Raw genomic sequence first — 18,261 nt, 5'->3', positions numbered from 1 at the left:
GAAGAGGCCAGAGCAGGTCACCGCCGATGCTTCTGCCGCAACGGCACCAACAGATCACCCAACCCGTTGTGGTCGATCTCATGCATCAACGCCAGCAATCCACCCAGCTCCCCCGCCGGAAAGCCCTTGCGCGCAAACCACGCCAGGTAGTCCCCCGGCAGGTCGGCAATGATCCGTCCCTGATACTTGCCAAACGGCATGGTCCGGGTCACCAGCAGTTCGAGGGTTTCCGGCTTCATCTTCGATGCACCTGGCTGTGGAAAAGCGCCGACCATACTGCAATCTGCACGAGCGCCCAAGCGGCAATCATGCAGAACGCCCTCATCAGCGTGCATCTTCAATTACATAAGTTATTGAAAATAATGGATTTCTTTTTTGATTAAGGCTTGGCACGAACACTGCTCCTTTACAGATGACTATCACCTGTCAAGGAGTTCGTACCATGAGCAACCCCAACAAAGACGTGATCGATGTGCTCAACGACCTGATCGAGTACAGTAAGGATGGCGAGAAAGGCTTCAAGGCCTCGGCCGATGATGTGAAGAACCCAGAGTTGAAAGCGTTCTTCGTCCAGCGTGCCGGCGAGTGCGCCAATGCCGCAGGCGAACTGCAAAGCGAAGTGCGCCGCCTGGGCGGCGACCCGGAAACCTCCACCAGCATCAGCGGCGACCTGCACCGTGGCTGGGTCAACCTGAAGTCGATGGTCACCGGCAAAGATGAAGAAGCGGTACTCAACGAGGTGGAGCGGGGCGAGGACCACGCGCTTAAAGCCTACAAGGAAGCCCGCGAAAAGCTGGTGAAACTGGGCCGCACCGCCAGTGACATGACCTACAGCCTGGTGGAAAAACAGCTGCAAGGCGTGCAGCGCAACCATGACCAGGTCAAGGCCCTGCGCAACGCTGCCCGCGCCCGTTCTTAAGCCTCAGGCCCCTCTACCCGGTTGCGGCCCATGGCCTTAGCCCGGTAGAGCGCTTCGTCCGCAGCACCCAGCACCCTGGCCAGGTCGTGCTGGGTACCGGACAGGCCGATACCGATGCTCACCGTTACTGCGTGGGCATCATCGGCAAACGGCGCTAGCGCCTCGACGCTGGCGCGTATGCGCTCTGCCAGCAGTCGGGCGCCGGCCAGGTCGGTTTCCGGCAGCACCACCTGAAACTCCTCCCCACCATAACGCGCAGCCAGGTCGGCCGGGCGTCGGATGCACGCTTCGATGGCTTTGGCCACTTCACGCAGAGCATGGTCGCCACCGGCATGGCCATGGCGCTGGTTGAACGCCTTGAAATGGTCCACATCCACCATCAGCACGGCCAGCGGCTTGCGGTTGCGTTGCGCGCGAGCCCATTCCTGGCGCAGCACCTGGTCCAGGCGGCGCCGGTTGGCCAGACCCGTCAGGCTGTCGGTGGCAGCCAGGGTTGCCAGGCCTTACTCGGCTTCCTGGCGGCGGCGCAGTTCGCGGCCCAGCAGCAGGGTCAGCCAGAGAATGCCCACGCAGAGCACGCCGGTAGCGACGCTGACCAGAATTGCGGTACGTCGCCACGACTGGAACACCTCGTCTGCCGAGTGAACCACCAGTACGATCAGCGGCAACTGCGCGACACGGGCAAAGGTATAGATGCGTGAGTTGCCGTCGCTCCCGGAGCGTGCGGTGAAGTTGCCACTCTGTTCGCTGAGAATACGCTTGAAGTTGGGCCGCTCGGCATAGTTGGTGCCGATCAGTGGGTCTTGCGTGCGCGAGGGCTGGCGGGCAAGCAACTGCCCGTCGGTGTTGAACAGGTTGATGCTGCTGTCGTCACCGATGTCCAGGCGCTGGAACAGCTCGCTGAAGTACGACAGGCGCAATGCCCCTGCCGCCAGGCCGGCGAATTCGCCATTGGGGCCAGAGATACGCCGGCTGAAACTGATACACCAGTCCAGGTCGCCCAGTTTGGCCTTGAACGGCGGGCCTACCAGCAAACCGAGGTTGGCGTTGTTCTGATGCGCCTTGAACACCCCGGTATCGCCGAAGTTGGCCTTGCGCGGCACGCTGCTGGTGGAGTCACCCACTACGTTGCCTTGTTTGTCCAGCCACAGCACATCTCCACGTTTGCGGTCGACGAGGGCTTCATTGAATAGCAGGCGCTGGCGTAGCGGGCCGGGGATTTCCGGCAGTTCCTTGCGTCCGACAGCCCAGATCAGTCCCTGCAGGGACTGATCGTAGAGTTCGGCGTTGCGCAGGATGTCGCTTTCGATCAACTGAACGATGTTGTTGGACGAGCGAATGGCCGACAGCTCGACGCTATCGCGTTCCCGCGCCAGCAAGTAGCTGACGATGGCGACGATGGCGAGCACGGCAAGGCAGCTGCCCAGATTGAGGGTCAGCTCGGGGTGCGACCTGAGGAATGCGAAACGCGGTAATCGGGTGGGCATGCTCGCTACTGCGTGGGCAGGGCCATTCGCGGCGGCGACATTTTAGGGAAGCGCGGATTGTCGGACAAGATTTGTCCGACGGAATCACGGTGTGCTGCATTTTCAGGTTCACACCAGACCCTGTAGGAGCGGATTCAACCGCGAACACCGCGGTGCCTTCTTCGCGGGTAAACCCGCTCCCACAGGAGTGATGTGTGAAGCTTACAAAACGGGATCAGAACACGTTCAGTGGGTAATCCACGATCACCCGCACTTCATCGTTGTCGCTGTTGCTGTCGATCGATGCATAGCCCTGGCTACCACGGTGGGTGGCATAGCGCACCAGCACCGACAGGTCTTTCAGGTCACCCTCCTGGAACACGTACTTCACGTCCAGGTCACGTTCCCAGTGCATGGCGTTCTTGCCATCTTCACGGTAATAGTCGTAGTGCGTGGTGTCCTGCACCGCCTTGGTCAGGTCGGCTTCACCGCGTGAGTACGACAGCGAGGTGGTCAGGCCAGGCACGCCGAGCCCGGCGAAGTCATAGTTGTACTGCAGCTTCCACGAACGCTCGTTCGGCGCGTTGAAGTCCGAGTACATGCGCGAGTTGTCCAGGTACACGCTGTCGCCCAGGTTGATGTAGTCGAACGGCGTGTTGCCGTTTACCCGCTGGTAGGCGGCGGTGACGCTGTGGAACCCGGCGTTGACGGTGAAGTGAACGCTGTAGGTGTTGTTGTCGATCTTGCCCAGCAGGGCCTGGCCGGTGTCCTGGGTGTGGTAGAAGTGCACGCCCGGGTTCAGGCTGACCAGGTCGTTGACCACATAGGTGTAGTCGAAGTCAGCGTAGTACTGGTTCCAGATGTCCTTCAGCTCGGCGGCGTACAGGTTGGCGGTGATGTTCGGGATACCGCTCCACGACGCGCCGGCCCAGTTCAGGTGCTTGCTCTTGTCGTGTTCGTTCAGCGCGCCGTAGTAGGTGTCGATACGGCGGTGGCCACTCTGGTTGTACGGGTGGGTGAAGCTCACCTGGCCGCCTTCGAGCAGCAGGCCGTCGATGCTGGTGTTGGTCAGGCTCACGCCACGGAAGGTCTGCGGCAGCATGCGGGTTTCGCCGCCAGCGATCACCGGGTTGGTGAGGAACAGGTCACCGGCTTTCAGCTCGGTGTCGAAGGCTTTCAGCTTGACTGCAGCACCAGCCGTGGAGAACGAGTGCGGGGCAGCGCCCAGCTCGCCGTCGTCCTTGATGTGCTCGGGCAGGATGCTGGTGCCGGCATGGCCGCCACCGCCGTCGAGCTTAAGGCCCAGCATGGCATGGGCGTCCAGGCCAAAGCCAATCACACCCGGGGTGTAGCCCGACTCGAAGCGCGCGACTGCGCCCTGGCCCCACTCGCGGGTGTCGCGCACGCCGGCGTTGTGGTTGTCGCGGTTGAAGTAGGCATTACGGAAATGCAGGTTGAAGGACGACCCTTCGATGAAGCCATCAGCCTTGTCTTCATCTGCCTGGGCGGCGAAAGGGATCGTTGCAGTCAACGCAATGAACAGCGGGGTAAAACGAAACGCGGAAGGCACCGGTACTAGCTCCTTTGGTGTGACGGTGGGGCAGTTTTTATTTTTGAATGTGCGTCTTTCTTATAAGTAGACATTACAGCCGGGCTGAGTGTTAAAGCACATAAAAAAAGCCGCTGATCGGCAGCGGCTTTAAAAGGCTAACATATCGGCACCGGTGGTGCCCATGGCGTAGCCAAGGGAAATCGGGAGCAGCAACAGCGCTTGATCAGCTGTCGGCATTGGCATCGACAGAAACTTTGGAAGCTGTCTGTTTTGCGTCTTTCGCGGCGTCAGCCTTGTTTGCAGCTACAGCGTCGCGGGCCTCTTGGTGGACGGCGGCGAGCTCTGCATTACGGGTGACGAAAGCGCTGGATTCTTCGGCCATGGCCAGGGGCGACAACAACAGGGAAGACAGGATGAAGACGCTGGCAATACCCATACTGTTGGACATTTGAAACTACCTTCTTGCGGTGCAAGTGCTAATGAGGACGGGGGTAAAGTTAGTCCTTTCAATGCACTGGAAACAGACCTGAGTGCGATAAGCACTGTTGCGCAAAAGGTAACGATCCATGGAAAAGCAATAGGACTTTCGCCGCAAACCCCCGTCCTAGACACGGTCCTGCACCGAGCGCGCAGGCCTCAGCGCTGGCAAGCGGATACCGAAAGTATTGGCACCTGCACCACTGCGCACGAACACCTCACCCCCATGCATCAGCGTAATCGCCTTGACGATGGCCAGCCCCAGCCCATGGTTACCCCCACCGCTGTTGCTGCGCGCCGCATCGACTCGGTAGAAGCGCTCGAACAGCAACGGCAGGTGCTCATCGTCAATCGCCGGCCCCGGGTTGCTCACAGCGATGCTGACCTGCTCCGGCCCGGCATCGATCTGCACCTGGATCACCTGGTGTGGCGCCGTATGTTGCACGGCGTTGTTCAGCAGGTTGATCAACGCCCGGCGCAGTTGGGCTTTTTCGATGGGGGCGTGGGCATCGCCGCTTACGTTCACGCTGACCTGCGCGTCTTCGAGGATGTAGTCCAGGTAGTCGAGCGTGGTTGCCACTTCCTCGGCCAGCGAGGCCTGAATCAGGGCAGTGGCCTTGCTGCCCTGGTCGGCACTGGCCAGAAACAGCATGTCGTTGATGATGCTGCGCAGGCGCTCCAGCTCTTCCAGGTTGGATTGCAGCACTTCGAAGTAATGCTCGGCGCTGCGGCCTCGGGTGAGTGCTACCTGGGTCTGGCCTATCAGGTTGGTGAGCGGGGAGCGCAGTTCATGGGCAACGTCAGCGTTAAAGGCTTCCAGCCGCGAGTAGGCCTGGCTCACGCGGTCGAGCGCAGCGTTGAAGGCGCCGGCAAACTGCGCCAGTTCCGGGGGCAGCGCGTGGGTCTTCAAGCGCCCGTCCAGGCGTGGCGGGGCCAAGGCCTGGGCCTCGTTGGACAACGCCAGCAACGGGCGTAGGCCAATGCGCGCCACCCAGTAGCCCAGCACTGAGGCCAGCAGTACGCCAAGCACTGCCAACCCGACAATCGCCACCAGCAGGCTGTGCTGCGCCTGCCAGAAGGTTTCGGTGTCGATGCCGATCAGAAAGCGTAGCGGTGGCCGCTCGCCCAGCGCTGGCAGTTCGCTTACCAGCACCTTGTAAGGGTAGGGGCGGTCGGGCAGGCGCAGGTCGCGCATACCCTGCGGGCCTTCGGCGAACGCCCGTACCAGCTCGCTGGGGTGGCCGTACTCGTAGGCCGGGTTGCTGCTGACCACCCAGAAGCGGATGCGTTTGTCTTCTTCGCTCAGCAGGTTGAGCTTGTTGTTGATCTTGGCCCAGTGGTCTGGCGTACCGAATCGGTTGAGGGTGGATTCGAGCACGCTGAAGCGTGCGTCGAGTTCGGCTTGCGGCAGCAAGTCCAGGCTGTGGTCGACCTGGCGGTAAAGTGCCGAGCCGATCAACACGAACACGCCCAGTGCTACCAGGATGAACAGCGCCGACAGGCGCAGGGCAATGGAATTACCCCGCACGGTTTTCCAGGACATAGCCCATGCCTCGGATGGTGTGCAGCAGCTTGTTGTCGAAAGGCCCGTCCAGCTTGGCGCGCAGGCGCTTGATCGCCACTTCAACCACGTTGGCATCGCTGTCGAAGTTGATGTCCCAGACCAGCTCGGCAATTGCTGTCTTCGACAGGATTTCACCCTGCCGCCTGGCCAGTACGCTCAGCAGCGAGAACTCCTTGGCAGTCAGGTCCAGGCGCTGGCCGGCGCGGGTGGCCTTGCGCGCCATCAGGTCGATCCACAGGTCTGCCACCTGCACCTGGAGCGGTTCGTGGCTGCTGCTACGGCGGGTAAGGGCCTGAAGACGGGCGACCAGTTCAAGGAACGAGAACGGCTTGCCGAGATAGTCGTCGGCACCCTCACGCAGGCCATGGATGCGGTCTTCGACCCGTTCGCGGGCGGTCAGCATGATCACCGGCGTCTGCTTGCGCGCGCGTAAGGCGCGCAGCACGCCATAGCCGTCCAGGCCGGGCAGCATCACATCCAGCACGATCACCGCGTAATCGCCCTCCAGGGCCAGGTGCAGGCCGTCGATGCCGTCCCGCGCCAGGTCCACGGTAAAGCCCTGTTCGCTCAAGCCACGATGCAGGTAGTCGGCGGTTTTTTCTTCGTCTTCGATGATCAGCACACGCATGGTCTTGTCCTAGCTGGCACTTGGCGCTGCCGCACGGGCAGCCTGGCGGCGGTGGAACAGGCGCTCCAGGGCCAAGTATATGACCGGGGTGGTGAACAGCGTCAGGGCCTGGCTCACCAGCAGGCCGCCCACCACTGCAATGCCCAGTGGCTGACGCAACTCGGCGCCGGTGCCGAAGCCGAACATCAGCGGCACCGCGCCCAGCAAGGCTGCCAGGGTGGTCATGATGATCGGACGGAAGCGCGTCAGGCACGCTTGATGAATCGCCTGCTCTGGCGTCAGGCCCTGATGACGCTGGGCTTCCAGGGCAAAGTCGATCAGCAGGATGCCGTTTTTCTTGACGATGCCGATCAGCAGCACCACGCCGATCAGCCCCATGATGCTGAAGTCCTGGCCCATGGCCCATAGCAATATCAGCGCACCCAGGCCGGCCGAGGGCAGGGTGGAAATGATGGTCAGCGGGTGGACGAAGCTTTCGTACAGCACGCCGAGGATGATGTACACCGCCACCAGCGCGGCCAGGATCAACCACGGTTGGCTCGACAGCGAACTCTGGAAGGCCTGGGCCGCGCCCTGGAAGTTGCCGCTGATGGAGTCGGGCATGCCCAGCTCGCGCTGGGTGCGGTCGAGGATGCTCACCGCATCGCCCAGGGCCACGCCGGGGGCCAGGTTGAACGACAGGTTGGCCGCCGGGAACAGGCCGTCGTGGCTGATCGACAAGGGGCCGGTGCTGGGCGGCGCCACGTGGGCGACTGCCGACAGCGGCACCATCTCGTTGCTCAGCGGCGAGCGCAGGTAGAAGTAGTTGAGGCTCTCGGCCTTGCCACGCTGCTGCGCATCCAGTTCAAGGATCACCTTGTACTGGTTGGTGTCGGTCTGGAATTCGCTGATCTGCCGCTGGCCGAAGGCGTCGTACAGGGCCTGGTCGACATCGGTGGTGGTCAGGCCGAAGCGCGCGGCGGCCTGGCGGTCGATGTCGATGCGGGTGACGCTGGCGCCCAGTTGCAGGTCGTTGGACAGGTCGCGGAACGCCGGGTTTTCCCGCAGCCGGTCGGTCAGGCGCTGGGTCCAAAGGTTCAGGGCCTCGCCGTCGTTGCTCTTGAGCACGTACTGATACTGGGTGCGGGACGGGCCTGAGCTGAGGTTGATGTCCTGGCCGGCGCGCATGTACAGGACAATGCCCGGTACCTGGGCCAGCTTGGGCCGTAGCCGGTCGATCAGTTCGCTGGCCGACACATCGCGCTCGCCGCGTGGCTTGAGGGCGATCCAGAAACGGCCGTTGGCGATGGTCTGGTTGCTGCCGGTAACGCCCACCGAATGGGAGAACGCGCGCACGGCCGGGTCTGCCCCGATGATCTTGGCCAGCGCCTGGTGCTTCTCGATCATCGACGGGTACGAGACATCCGCCGCTGCTTCGCTGGTGCCCAGAATGAAACCGGTGTCCTGCAGCGGGAAGAACCCCTTGGGGATGGCCACGTAGCCGGCCACCGCCAACGCCAGGGTCACGCCAAACACACCGAGGGTCAGGCGCTGGTGGGCGAGGGCGCGGTTCAGGCCCTTTTCGTACCACCCGACCAGGCGTTCGCCAAAGCCGCCTTTGTGTTCACTGGGTGGGCGGCGCATGAACAGCGCGCAGAGGGTTGGCGCCAAGGTCAGCGAAACCACCACCGAAATCAGGATGGTGGCCGTGGCGGTCAGGGCAAACTCTTTGAACAGCCGCCCGACCACACCGCCCATGAACAGCAGCGGGATGAATGCGGCAACCAGCGAGAAACTGATCGACACCACGGTAAAGCCGATTTCCCCGGCACCCTTGAGCGCCGCCGTTCGGCTGTCGTCGCCGGCCTCCAGGTGGCGGTGGATGTTCTCCACCACCACGATGGCATCGTCGACCACGAAGCCCACGGAGATGACGATGGCCACCAGGGTGAGGTTGTTCAGGCTGAAACCCAGGATGTACATCAACGCGCAGCTGGCGATCAGCGACACGCCCAGCACGCTGGATACCACCATGGTTGCCGACCACTGGCGCAGGAACAGTGCCATTACCCCGATCACCAGGGCCACGGCGATCATCAGCGTCAGTTCCACTTCGTGCAGTGAGGCGCGGATGGTCTGGGTGCGGTCCTGCAGCACCGACACTTCGACCGAGGCTGGCAGCATCTCTTGCAGTCGGGGCAGGGCGGCCAGCACCCGGTCTACGGTATCGACGATGTTGGCCCCGGGCTGGCGGAAGATCACCAGGTTCAGCCCTGGCTGGTCGCCGGACCAGGCCTTGACGTAGGCGTTTTCGGCACCGTTGATCACCTTGGCCACGTCCTTCAGGTGTACCGGGGCGCCATCGCGGTACGAGACGATCAGTTGCGCGTAGTCCTCGGGGTGGAACAGCTGGTCGTTGGCGGCGATGGTCGACACGCTGTGCTCGCCGTACAGCGCGCCCTTGGCCAGGTTCAGGCTGGTCTGCTGGATGGCCTGACGCAGGTCGGCCAAGGTCAGGCCGATGGCGGCTAGCTTCTCGGGCTGCGCCTGCACGCGGATTGCCGGGCGCAGCTGGCCGGTGATGTTGATCAGGCCCACCCCGTCGATCTGGCTCAGCTGGCGGGCCAGCAGGGTTTCGGTGTAGTCGCTGAGGTCGTTGCCGGGCATCTGGTCGGAGCTGACCGTCAGCACCAGCACCGGGCTGTCGGCCGGGTTGACCTTGCGCCAGGTTGGCGGGTTGGGCAGGTCTTGCGGCAGGCGCGCAGTGGCGGTGTTGATCGCCGCCTGCACTTCCTGGGCGGCGGTGTCGATATTCTTGTCGAGGGTGAACTGCAGGATCAGGGTGGTCGAGCCCAGCGCGCTGCTGCTGGTCATCTGGGTCATGCCGGGGATGGCGCTGAACTGTACCTCCAGCGGCGTAGCCACCGATGAGGCCATGGTTTCCGGGCTGGCACCGGGCAACTGGGCGGTCACCTGGATGGTCGGGAAGTCCGCCTCCGGCAACGGCGCCACCGGCAGGCGTGGGAAGGCGATGGCCCCCAGCAGCACCAGGGCCAAGGTCAGCAGCAGGGTGGCGATGGGGTGGTCGATGCACCAGGCGGAAACACCGTTGCGCGTGTTCATGGCTGGCTCCGGCGGTCGGCCATTTCCGACGGCGCGGGAGCATCAGGCGTGACCTCGACCCGCGCGCCCGGCTTGAGCCTTGACTGGCCATCGAGCACCAGGCGCTCGCCCGGCTTGACCCCGGCAATGATGTTCAGCTCACTGTTCTGGTACAGCACCTTCACCGGCACGCTGGTGACCTTGTCGCCGTCCAGTCGGTAGACGAAGTGCCCGTCGACGCCGCGTTGAACCACCGGCGGCGGCACCACCAGGGCGTTTTCTTCCACGGCGGTGCGCAGGCGGATGGTGACCAGTTGGCCCGGCCACAGGTGGCCGTCCTTGTTGTCGAACTCGGCCTTTACCCGCACGGTACCGGTGGTGCCGGAAATCTGGTTGTCGATCAGTGCCAGGTGGCCTTCGCCGAGCAGGCTGCGGTCGCCGTCGGCGTCCATGAAGGCCTGCACCAGCGCCGGGGTAGGTGCCTTGAGCAGGCTTTGCAGGGTTGGCAGCATCTGCTGCGGCAGGGCGAATTCGACGGCGATGGGGTCGATCTGGGTGACGCTGAACAGGCCTTGGGTATCGCTGGTGCGTACCAGGTTGCCTGGGTCGACATTGCGGATGCCGACGCGCCCGGTAACCGGTGAACGGATCTGTGTGTAGGAAAGTTGCACTTCAGCGTTGGCGATGGCGGCCTGGTTGCCCTTGACGGTGGCCTGCAACTGGTTGACCAGCGCCTGTTGCTGGTCGAGGGTCTGCTTGGATACGCCGTCATCGCTGCTGAGCAGGCGGTAGCGCTTGAGGTCGACGCCGGCCACCTGAATCTGAGCCTGGCTTTGGCCGAGCTGGGCGCGGGCCTGGTCGAGGCTGGCGCGGATGCTGCGGTCGTCGAGGGTGGCGAGCAGGTCGCCCTCCTTGACCCATTGCCCTTCCTTGACCAGCACCTGGGTGAGCACGCCCTCGACTTGTGGCCGCACCTCGACGCTGTGCAGCGACTGAACTGTCGCGATGGCGCTGGCGTACCGCGGCACGTCCTGCTGGGCGACGCTGACCACACGTACGGGGATGGCCGCCTGCGCACGGGCAGCGGGTGCGGGCTGGCGCTGACTGTACCAGCTGCCCGCTACTACCAGGACAAGAAGCGCCAGGGCGGCGAAGATGACAGAGCGGGACGGACGTCGCATCGGTGCGGGCACCTTGGCCAGAGGGGGAGGAAAACGGTTGTCTGTACTCAATCTTATAGCCCCCGGACCGGGGCGGCAGCGTGACCGCTGGCTGACAGCGCTGTCAGTTTCGCAGCGATCCCTGTAGGAGCGTCAGACTTCAGATTTTGTGCAGGGCAGATGCCGGCCTAGAAACCAATAAAGGCGTAGTAAAGCGGGGTTTCGCTGGTGGTGTGCAATCCAAGCCCCTGCAAGCTCGCGACCAGCGCCTCATCCTGCACATGCAAGGTCCACTGCCCCCCGACATCCCCCTGCACCTGCGCCAGCGCAGTGGCAAACGCCCCCATATCCGGCAGGTAAGCTGTAAAACCATTCCCCTTGAGGGCACTGGTGGTCATGCCCAGCGCCTGGCACACCGCCACCTTGGCAGCAATGTCATCCCGGTCGGCCTGCCGTGAGGCTTGCACCAGCGCTTCCAGCTCCGCATCGACCACTTGCGTACCGTGGATCAGTTCCGGCCCCTGCTGCCAGGCTTCTGGCGGGCAGTCCTTGTTGTCCGGGCGCAGCGGAATGTGTGGGTTGATCTCTACCGGGTAGATGCGACAGACCAGCGGGCGCTGGTCGTAGATCGTGCAAAGGTCGTTGTCGTCGAGGTTGCGGCAGCGCCCGGTGTTGAAGGCGGCAAAGGTTACTGACACGCGTGCTTCAGCGTCGCCGCAGTGCACGGGATGGGAGCGGCGCATGACATGCTCGCGCTGTTCAGCCGGCATGCCGGGGCCGTCAGTGATGAACGCCTCGATCAGTACCACTACCTGGCCTGCATCGTCCGCCCAGCGTCGCGCTTCATCAAGCGTCAACGGTACATGGTGGCCCGTGCAGCACTTGCCACAACCGGTACAGCCGAATCGCAAGCTGTCGGTCACTTGGCCTCCGGGCTCCACTCGCTGACAAAGGCACGCTGGTGCTGGCGATCGTACAGGCACAACTCCGTGCCGGTGCGCTGCTGCATGTGCTTCTGTGGGTAGACGCCTTCGATCAGCAGGGCGCTCATGCCCACCTGGTCATCGAACTCGGCGAGCTTGCCACGGGCGTGGGCGTCCTTGAACTGGCTGGCGGCCAGGCAGGCCTTGAGCATCTGCTGGCGCTGCTCGTTCCAGGCCTTGCTGCTGGAGGCCTGTGCGATACCGCTGAAAAGGGCGCAGCTGATCAGGATGGAGCTGAAAAACTTCATACGCGGTTCCGGCAGTTTTCTTACGAGGGGCACAAATTATGCCCGACTCACCCCCGGCGGCAAGCCGGGGAAGTTGTCGCTGAATATATCAGCGCTCGGTGAACACCACGGTACGCGCGGCCACCACCAGACAATCGGTCAGCTCCGGTGAGGAGAACTTGGTAAGGATGGCGTTGGCCCCGGCCTGGGTTGCCTTTTCGCTGCTCATGGCGCTGTCCAGCGAGGTGTGCAGCAGCACGTACAGGTGCTGGAAATCGGGGGTTTCGCGCAGGGTACGGGTGAAGGCGTAGCCGTCCATTTCGCTCATTTCGATGTCGGAGACGATGATGTTGATCTCCTGCACGGTGCCTTGTAGCTCCAGCAGTACATTGATGGCGTCCTTGGCGCTGCGCGCGGTGTGGCATTCGATGCCCAGGTTGCGCAGGGTGTGCACCGACTGCTGCAGGGCTACCTGGCTGTCGTCCACCACCAGGATATTGGCGGCGGCCAGCAGGCTGGCGTCTTCTTCGCTCAAGGTGCCGTGATGCGGCTCGGCCACCGGTGGGGCGATGGCATGGATGACTTTTTCGATGTCCAGCACCTGCACCAGGGTGTTGTCCACGCGGGTTACGCCAGTGATGAACGAGCGGTTGCCTGAACCAAAGGGCGGCGGTTTGATGTCGGTGCTCAGGCAGTGCACGATGCGGCTGACCCCCTGCACATGCAGGCCTTGGCGCGACCGGCTGATCTCGGTGACGATCAGGCAGCCGCCGTCCGGGTCGGCAAGGGGCCGCTCGCCAATGGCGCGGGACAGGTCGATGACCGACAGCGAATGGCCGCGCAAGGTCGCCACGCCTTTTACGTGGGGGTGCGCCTCGGGTAGCTTGGTCAGCGGCGGGCAGGGGATGATCTCGCTGACCTTGAGCAGGTTGATTGCCATCAGCTTGCCGCTGCGCAGGGTGAACAGCAGCAGGGACAGCGAGTCCGCGCGGGCATTTTGCGTGGCCATGGTGACCTTCGGTGGGGAAGAGGGGATAACCGGTTATCGGCCCTTTGGTGGATGGCTTTAGGGTGGTGATGGAAGTTGATGGCTTCGCCTTGGTTTTTTTGTTGCCGATACGACCGAGCGCCGCCCGCGCGGCGCATCGCGAGCTGCGCTCGCTCCTACGTTTTTTTCGGGCCAGTTATGGCTGTGCCAGGCCCGCGCGCCCGCCTTGTTTGTACGACACGATATCGAGAGATGCGCCAAGGCGTTCGCGCACAAATCCCACAGGAAAAATTGGCCGGAAACAAACGTAGGAGCGAGCGCAGCTCGCGATGCGCCGCGCGGGCGGCGCTCGGTCGCACCAGCAACACAAAAATCACGTCGTACTCTAGCGTTCCCTCAGGGCCTCCCTGGCCCGGTTCAGTGGCTTGATCAGGTAATCCAGAATTGTCTTCTCCCCGGTGCGGATATCCACCGTGGCTACCATCCCCGGCACAATTGCAAAGTGCTTGCCGGCCTTGTTCTGCAAGCTGTCCTGTTCGGTACGAATGAACACCCGGTAGTAGTAGATCTCGGGCTTCACTTCATCCTGCAAGGTGTCCGGCGAAATGCCCACCACCTTGCCATCCAGCCCGCCGTACACCGAATAGTCATAGGCACTGATCTTGACCTTGGCCGCCTGGTCCGGGTGAATGAAGGCAATGTCACGCGGGGCAATGCGGGTTTCGATCAGCAGGCGTTCGTCCATCGGCACGATCTTCATCACCTGGCCCCCGGGCTGCACCACGCCACCCAGGGTGTTGACCTCGATGTCCTTGACGATGCCGCGTACTGGCGAACGCAAGGTCAGGCGGGTAAGCGAGTCGCTGCGCCCGCGCACCACTTCCGACAGGCTGTCGGCCTCGGCGCTGGCCTTGGCCAGTTCTTCCCGGGCCCGCACCAGGTAGTCGGAGCGGGCTTCGTTGGCTTTCAGTTCAAGCTCTGAACGCTGACGGTTAAGGCGGATCACTTCGACCCGGCTGGAAGCGCCCATCTTGGCCAGGTTTTCGGTGATCTTCAGTTCGCTGCGCACCAGTTGCAGTGAGTCCTGGATGCCTGCCAGGGTTTGCTCCAGGCCGCGACGGCGGGTCTGGTACAGCGCGGTTTCCGCGTCGATCAGCTCGGGCGAGTCGCGCAGGCTGTCGGGGAAGGTCAGCGGCTTGCCGGTCACCTCCGCCTGCAGGCGGGCCTGGCTAGCCTTGGCGGCGCGGTACTTGGCTTCACTTTCGCCAACGCTGGAGGCGGTCTTGGTCGGGTCGAGCTGGGCCAGTACCTGGCCGCGCTCGACCAAGTCGCCCTCGGCCACGCTCATCTGCGCCACGATGCCACCCTCGAACGACTGGATCACCTGCTCCCGCGAACTGGGGATCACTTTGCCAGTGCCGGTGGATACCTCGGTTACCTCGAACCAGGCGGCCCAGGCCAGGAACGCGGCCAGCATCAATGCACAAATCGTGATGATACGTCCGGCGCGGAATACCGCCTGGTCGTCCTGCCCATCCAGGTAGGAGGCCGGGAGTTCATGGTTGCTCATGCCTGGGCTCCTTGCAGTTTGGCCAGCGCGGCATCGCGCGTGTCGTCGATGACAATGCGTCCGCCGTCGAGCACGAGGATGCGGTCGACCCGTTGCAGCACGCTCAGGCGGTGCGTGGCGATCACCAGGGTGCGGCCCTGGCAGAAGCGTTCGAGGTTATCCAGCAGCTTGCGCTCGGTCATGTCGTCCAGCGAGGCGGTGGGTTCGTCCAGCAGCAAAACCTGTGGCTGGCGCACCAGCAGGCGCGACAGCACCAGGGCCTGGCGCTGGCCGCCCGACAAACCCAGGCCACCTTCCAGAATCAGGTGGTCCATGCCCTTGGGCAGGCGGCGCACGAAGTCCAGTGCGCCGGTGGCCGCCAGCGCGGCCACCAGTTCCTGGTCGCTGGCCTGGCCGGCACCGAGGGTGAGGTTTTCCCGCAGCGTGCCGTGGAACAGGCGCGCGTATTGCGGCAGTAGACCCACGTCACGGCGCAGGTCGGTGGGGTCGAGGTGGGCCAGCGCGATGCCGTCCAGGCTGACGTCGCCTTGCACCAGGTCCATGGCCCCGCCCAGGGCTTGCAGCAGGGTCGACTTGCCGGCGCCATTGCGCCCTAGCACGGCAATGCGCTCGCCCGGTTGAATGTCCAGTTGGCCGATATTCAGTACCGGCGGCGATTCTTCGCTGTAGCGGAAGTTGGCCTGGCGCAGGCGATACTCGCCACGAATGGCTGGCAAGTGTACGCGGGCCTCACCTTCGGGGTGGTCGACCGGCGACTGCATCAGCTTGTCCAGCCCTTGCAGGGCCACCTTGGCCTGCTGCCAGCGGGTCAGTACATGGGTCAGTTGCGCCAGCGGTGCCATCATCCGCGACGACAGCATCGACGCTGCCACCAGGCTACCGGTGGTGAGGTCGCCGGCGATCACCATGGGCGCGCCGATCACGATGACCACGGCAAACACGGCGCCCTGAACGTTCTGCGTCCAGGTCACCAGGCCATTGGTGAGGGTGCGCAGGCGCAGGTTGGTGTGGGCACAGGCCGCGTTGTACTGGTTCCATTGCCGCTCGAAGCGCGCTTCGGCTTGCAGTGCCTTGATTTCGTCCAGGCCCTGGATGCTTTCCACCAGCATGGCGTTGCGCAGCGCTGACTCGCGCATGGAGGCGTTGGCCAGCCGCGCCAGGCGCCGCTGTGCCAGCACCCCGGGCACTACCATGGCCAGCAGTGCGACCAGCGGGATGAACACCAGCACGCCGCCGATCAGCCAGAACACCAGCAGGAACAGCAGGAAGAATGGCAGGTCGGCCAATACCGTGGCCGTGCTGGAGGTGATGAGGTCGCGGATCGATTCCAGCTCGCGCAGTTGCGAGATGAACGACCCGGTGGACTTCGGCCTCACCGAGTTGCGCAGGCGCAAGGCATGCCCGTAGACCAGGTCGCTCACCCGCAGGTCGGCGCGCTTGCCGAGCAGGTCGGTTACCTTTAGCCGCAGCAGGCGCATGCTGAAGTCGAACACCAGCGCCAGCACCACGCCGCCAAACAGCACGTACAGGGTGGGCAGCGATTCGGCCGGGATTACCCGGTCATACACCTGCATCGAGAACAGCACCCCCGCAAGGGCCAGGATGTTAGCCACCAGTGAGGCGACCATCACTTGCCCATACGGGCGCAGGTCGCGCAGCACGATGCGGGCGAACCAGTGGCGGTCGTAGGGCGCGGTGTAGTCGTCGGTGCGCACGTCGCGCAGCGGCCGTGCCGGGCGCAGCAGGGCGACGCGGTTGATGCGGCCTTTGAGGCTGTCACGCGGCAGGCGTGAGGTCAGGCCCTGGTCGCCGGCAAATACCACCGCCAGGTCGTCTTCTTCAGTGACTGACTCGACCACGGCCAACTGGCCGTCATCCAGCTCCAGCACCAACGGGGTGCGCCACTGCCGCAAGCCCTTGGCATCGAAGCGCACGAAGCGCAGGGCCAGCCCAGCCTGGCGCGCCATGTGGCGGAGGATTTCGTCCAGCGGGCGGGCGTCCTCGACGGCGGCCAGGCGGATGCGTTGTGGCGACACGTCCAGGCGGTAGTGATGCGCTACTTGCAGCATCACCTCCAGCCATGGCCCAAGGTCTGGTCGGTGAGCCGCTTCGGGCGCAGCAGCGGGCGCCTGGTTGGGCAGGGTTACATTGATGGAATCGGTCATGGCTGGATCTCCACCCCTTGCAGGTTGCGCCCCTCAAGGCCAAAGGCCGTGCGCAGGGCGCCGGTGTTGTACAGGCAGTCGACATCCAGGCGCAGCAGGTCGGAGCGGGTGCCGGCGAGTTCGAAGCGTGACTGGTAGATCTCCTGCTCGGCGTTGAGCAGGTCGAGCAGGGGCCGCGTGCCCAGGTCCAGGTACTGTCGGCCGTACAGCATGCGCGCTTCCTGGATGCTCGCCTGGCGCGCCTCCAGCGACGTCAGCCGCCGGCCCAGCCCGGAGGTTTGCGCCATGGCCTCGGCCAGGCCGCGACGGGCCTGCAGGCGTGCCGCATCCTCGGCGGAGTCGGCGGCGGTCAGCGCGTGGCCGGCAGCGCGGGTGCGGGCGCTGATGGCGCCGCCCTGGTAGATGGGCACCTCGACGTTCAGGTAGATGCCGGCCTGGGTGCGGTCCAGGCGCGCGTTGTCGCGGTTGTAGTCGTCGTCCAGGTAGTGGTTGACCTGGGGTTGCAACGACAGGGTCGGGTAGGCCTCGGCCTTGGCCTGGGCGAGTTCGGCCTGGCCTTGGGCGCGCTGTGCCAGGGCCATCAGCACGGCGGGCAGGCGGTCATCGCCCTGCGAGGGCCGCTTGCAGGCCTGGTTCAGCTCGGGCGGTGCCTGCTCGGTCAGCGCTGGTGGGGTAACGCGCCCCATCAGCGCCGCCAGGGTGGAACGCCAGCGTTCATACTGCGACTGGTATTCCTCCAGCGTGGCGCGTGCGCTTTCCACGCGGGACTCGGCTTGCACCACGTCGGAGCGGGTGCTGGCGCCCATGTCGCTGCGCTGACGGGCCATGCCGGCAATGTCGCCGACCCCGCGAATCTGGTCGCGGGCGATGGTCATCAGTTGTTCGTAGCGGCGGGTTTCGATCCAGGCGTAGGCCGTGTCGCGGGCCAGCTCGTCGACCACCAGCAGGATGTTGGCCTGGGCGCGGGCGGCGGCGGCCTGGGCCGCGCTGACGGCACTGTCGACCTTGCCGAAGTCGTAGAGCATCTGCTTGAGCGACAGGTTCAGTGCCTGGCTGTTGCGGTCACCGCCGTAACCGGTGTCATAACCGGTGCGGATACCGCCGGAAATCTGCGGGTAATACCCCGCACGGGCGACGTTGATGCCTTCACCCTGCTTGTACAGGTTGCCGATGGCCTCGGCGATGCTGGGGTGCCATTGCGCGGCTTGCAGCACTGCGTCGGTCAGCCCCAGGCGCTCGCCACTGGCCACCGGGGCCATGCCGATAGCGGGGCGGGCGGGCACCGCTTCGGGCGTATCGCGTAGCAGCGATGGCCCGATCTGGCGCAGTTGTGGGTCGATGTCGTCGGCTGCCTGGGCGGCCGGGTGGAAGTTCAGCACCAGGAGCCCGAAGGCGCCCAGCAACAGCGGTGACAGCGGACTGCTTCGCTTCACATAGTTCCCTTACTGCTGGTCGTCCATGCCGCCGGGCGCGTGCCCGGC

Annotated in this window: 14 protein-coding genes and 1 pseudogene; 1 reads left to right on the top strand and 14 read right to left on the bottom strand. The window is 64.1% G+C overall.

Annotation, left to right across the window (positions count from 1 at the left end):
- Nucleotides 1–17: 17 nt before the first annotated feature.
- On the bottom strand, nt 18–239 hold the full coding sequence (locus D8767_RS24870) for a DUF3820 family protein (RefSeq protein ID WP_016713256.1): 222 nt from the start codon (nt 237–239) through the stop codon (nt 18–20).
- Nucleotides 240–442: 203 nt separating this feature from the next.
- Here D8767_RS24870 and D8767_RS24865 point away from each other — a divergent pair, with 203 nt between their 5' ends.
- Nucleotides 443–919, top strand: a complete 477-nt coding sequence (locus D8767_RS24865) for a PA2169 family four-helix-bundle protein (RefSeq protein WP_016713255.1) — start codon at nt 443–445, stop codon at nt 917–919.
- Here D8767_RS24865 and D8767_RS24860 read toward each other — a convergent pair.
- The 13 genes and pseudogenes from D8767_RS24860 to D8767_RS24800 form a co-directional block, all read right to left on the bottom strand.
- A pseudogene (locus D8767_RS24860) lies at nt 916–2,406 on the bottom strand (sensor domain-containing diguanylate cyclase). The gene D8767_RS24865 and the pseudogene D8767_RS24860 sit on opposite strands and share 4 nt — an antisense overlap.
- 214 nt (nt 2,407–2,620) lie before the next feature.
- On the bottom strand, nt 2,621–3,955 hold the full coding sequence (locus D8767_RS24855) for an OprD family porin (RefSeq protein WP_063977267.1): 1,335 nt from the start codon (nt 3,953–3,955) through the stop codon (nt 2,621–2,623).
- Between the two features lie 205 nt (nt 3,956–4,160).
- The gene (locus D8767_RS24850) at nt 4,161–4,385 is read right to left on the bottom strand and encodes a hypothetical protein (protein WP_016713251.1); all 225 of its coding nucleotides are present in this window, start codon (nt 4,383–4,385) and stop codon (nt 4,161–4,163) included.
- A 156-nt stretch (nt 4,386–4,541) separates the two neighbouring features.
- Complete coding sequence (locus D8767_RS24845) at nt 4,542–5,957, bottom strand: heavy metal sensor histidine kinase (protein WP_016713250.1); 1,416 nt, start codon at nt 5,955–5,957, stop codon at nt 4,542–4,544.
- The gene (locus D8767_RS24840) at nt 5,932–6,606 is read right to left on the bottom strand and encodes a heavy metal response regulator transcription factor (protein WP_012270545.1); all 675 of its coding nucleotides are present in this window, start codon (nt 6,604–6,606) and stop codon (nt 5,932–5,934) included. The genes D8767_RS24845 and D8767_RS24840 overlap by 26 nt, the downstream gene beginning before the upstream one ends.
- A gap of 9 nt (nt 6,607–6,615) precedes the next feature.
- Complete coding sequence (locus D8767_RS24835; RefSeq protein ID WP_016713249.1) at nt 6,616–9,708, bottom strand: multidrug efflux RND transporter permease subunit; 3,093 nt, start codon at nt 9,706–9,708, stop codon at nt 6,616–6,618.
- A complete protein-coding gene (locus D8767_RS24830) occupies nt 9,705–10,868 on the bottom strand; it encodes an efflux RND transporter periplasmic adaptor subunit (protein WP_016713248.1) in 1,164 nt (387 codons plus the stop codon). Before D8767_RS24830 ends, D8767_RS24835 begins: the two co-directional genes overlap by 4 nt.
- A gap of 167 nt (nt 10,869–11,035) precedes the next feature.
- Nucleotides 11,036–11,770 carry a YkgJ family cysteine cluster protein gene (locus tag D8767_RS24825; protein ID WP_016713247.1) on the bottom strand — a complete coding sequence of 245 codons (735 nt, stop codon included), beginning with the start codon at nt 11,768–11,770 and terminating at the stop codon, nt 11,036–11,038.
- Nucleotides 11,767–12,078, bottom strand: a complete 312-nt coding sequence (locus tag D8767_RS24820; protein WP_016713246.1) for a hypothetical protein — start codon at nt 12,076–12,078, stop codon at nt 11,767–11,769. Before D8767_RS24820 ends, D8767_RS24825 begins: the two co-directional genes overlap by 4 nt.
- A gap of 88 nt (nt 12,079–12,166) precedes the next feature.
- Nucleotides 12,167–13,066, bottom strand: a complete 900-nt coding sequence (locus tag D8767_RS24815; RefSeq protein WP_016713245.1) for a chemotaxis protein — start codon at nt 13,064–13,066, stop codon at nt 12,167–12,169.
- Between the two features lie 364 nt (nt 13,067–13,430).
- Nucleotides 13,431–14,615, bottom strand: a complete 1,185-nt coding sequence (locus D8767_RS24810) for an HlyD family type I secretion periplasmic adaptor subunit (RefSeq protein WP_027609920.1) — start codon at nt 14,613–14,615, stop codon at nt 13,431–13,433.
- Complete coding sequence (locus D8767_RS24805; RefSeq protein ID WP_122048447.1) at nt 14,612–16,780, bottom strand: type I secretion system permease/ATPase; 2,169 nt, start codon at nt 16,778–16,780, stop codon at nt 14,612–14,614. Before D8767_RS24805 ends, D8767_RS24810 begins: the two co-directional genes overlap by 4 nt.
- The gene (locus D8767_RS24800; RefSeq protein WP_016713242.1) at nt 16,777–18,213 is read right to left on the bottom strand and encodes a TolC family outer membrane protein; all 1,437 of its coding nucleotides are present in this window, start codon (nt 18,211–18,213) and stop codon (nt 16,777–16,779) included. The genes D8767_RS24805 and D8767_RS24800 overlap by 4 nt, the downstream gene beginning before the upstream one ends.
- Nucleotides 18,214–18,261 lie beyond the last annotated feature (48 nt).

The organism is Pseudomonas sp. LTGT-11-2Z, from assembly GCF_003691445.1.
GTDB classification, from domain to species: Bacteria; Pseudomonadota; Gammaproteobacteria; order Pseudomonadales; family Pseudomonadaceae; genus Aquipseudomonas; species Aquipseudomonas monteilii.
This window is presented reverse-complemented; position numbering and strand designations above follow the sequence as displayed.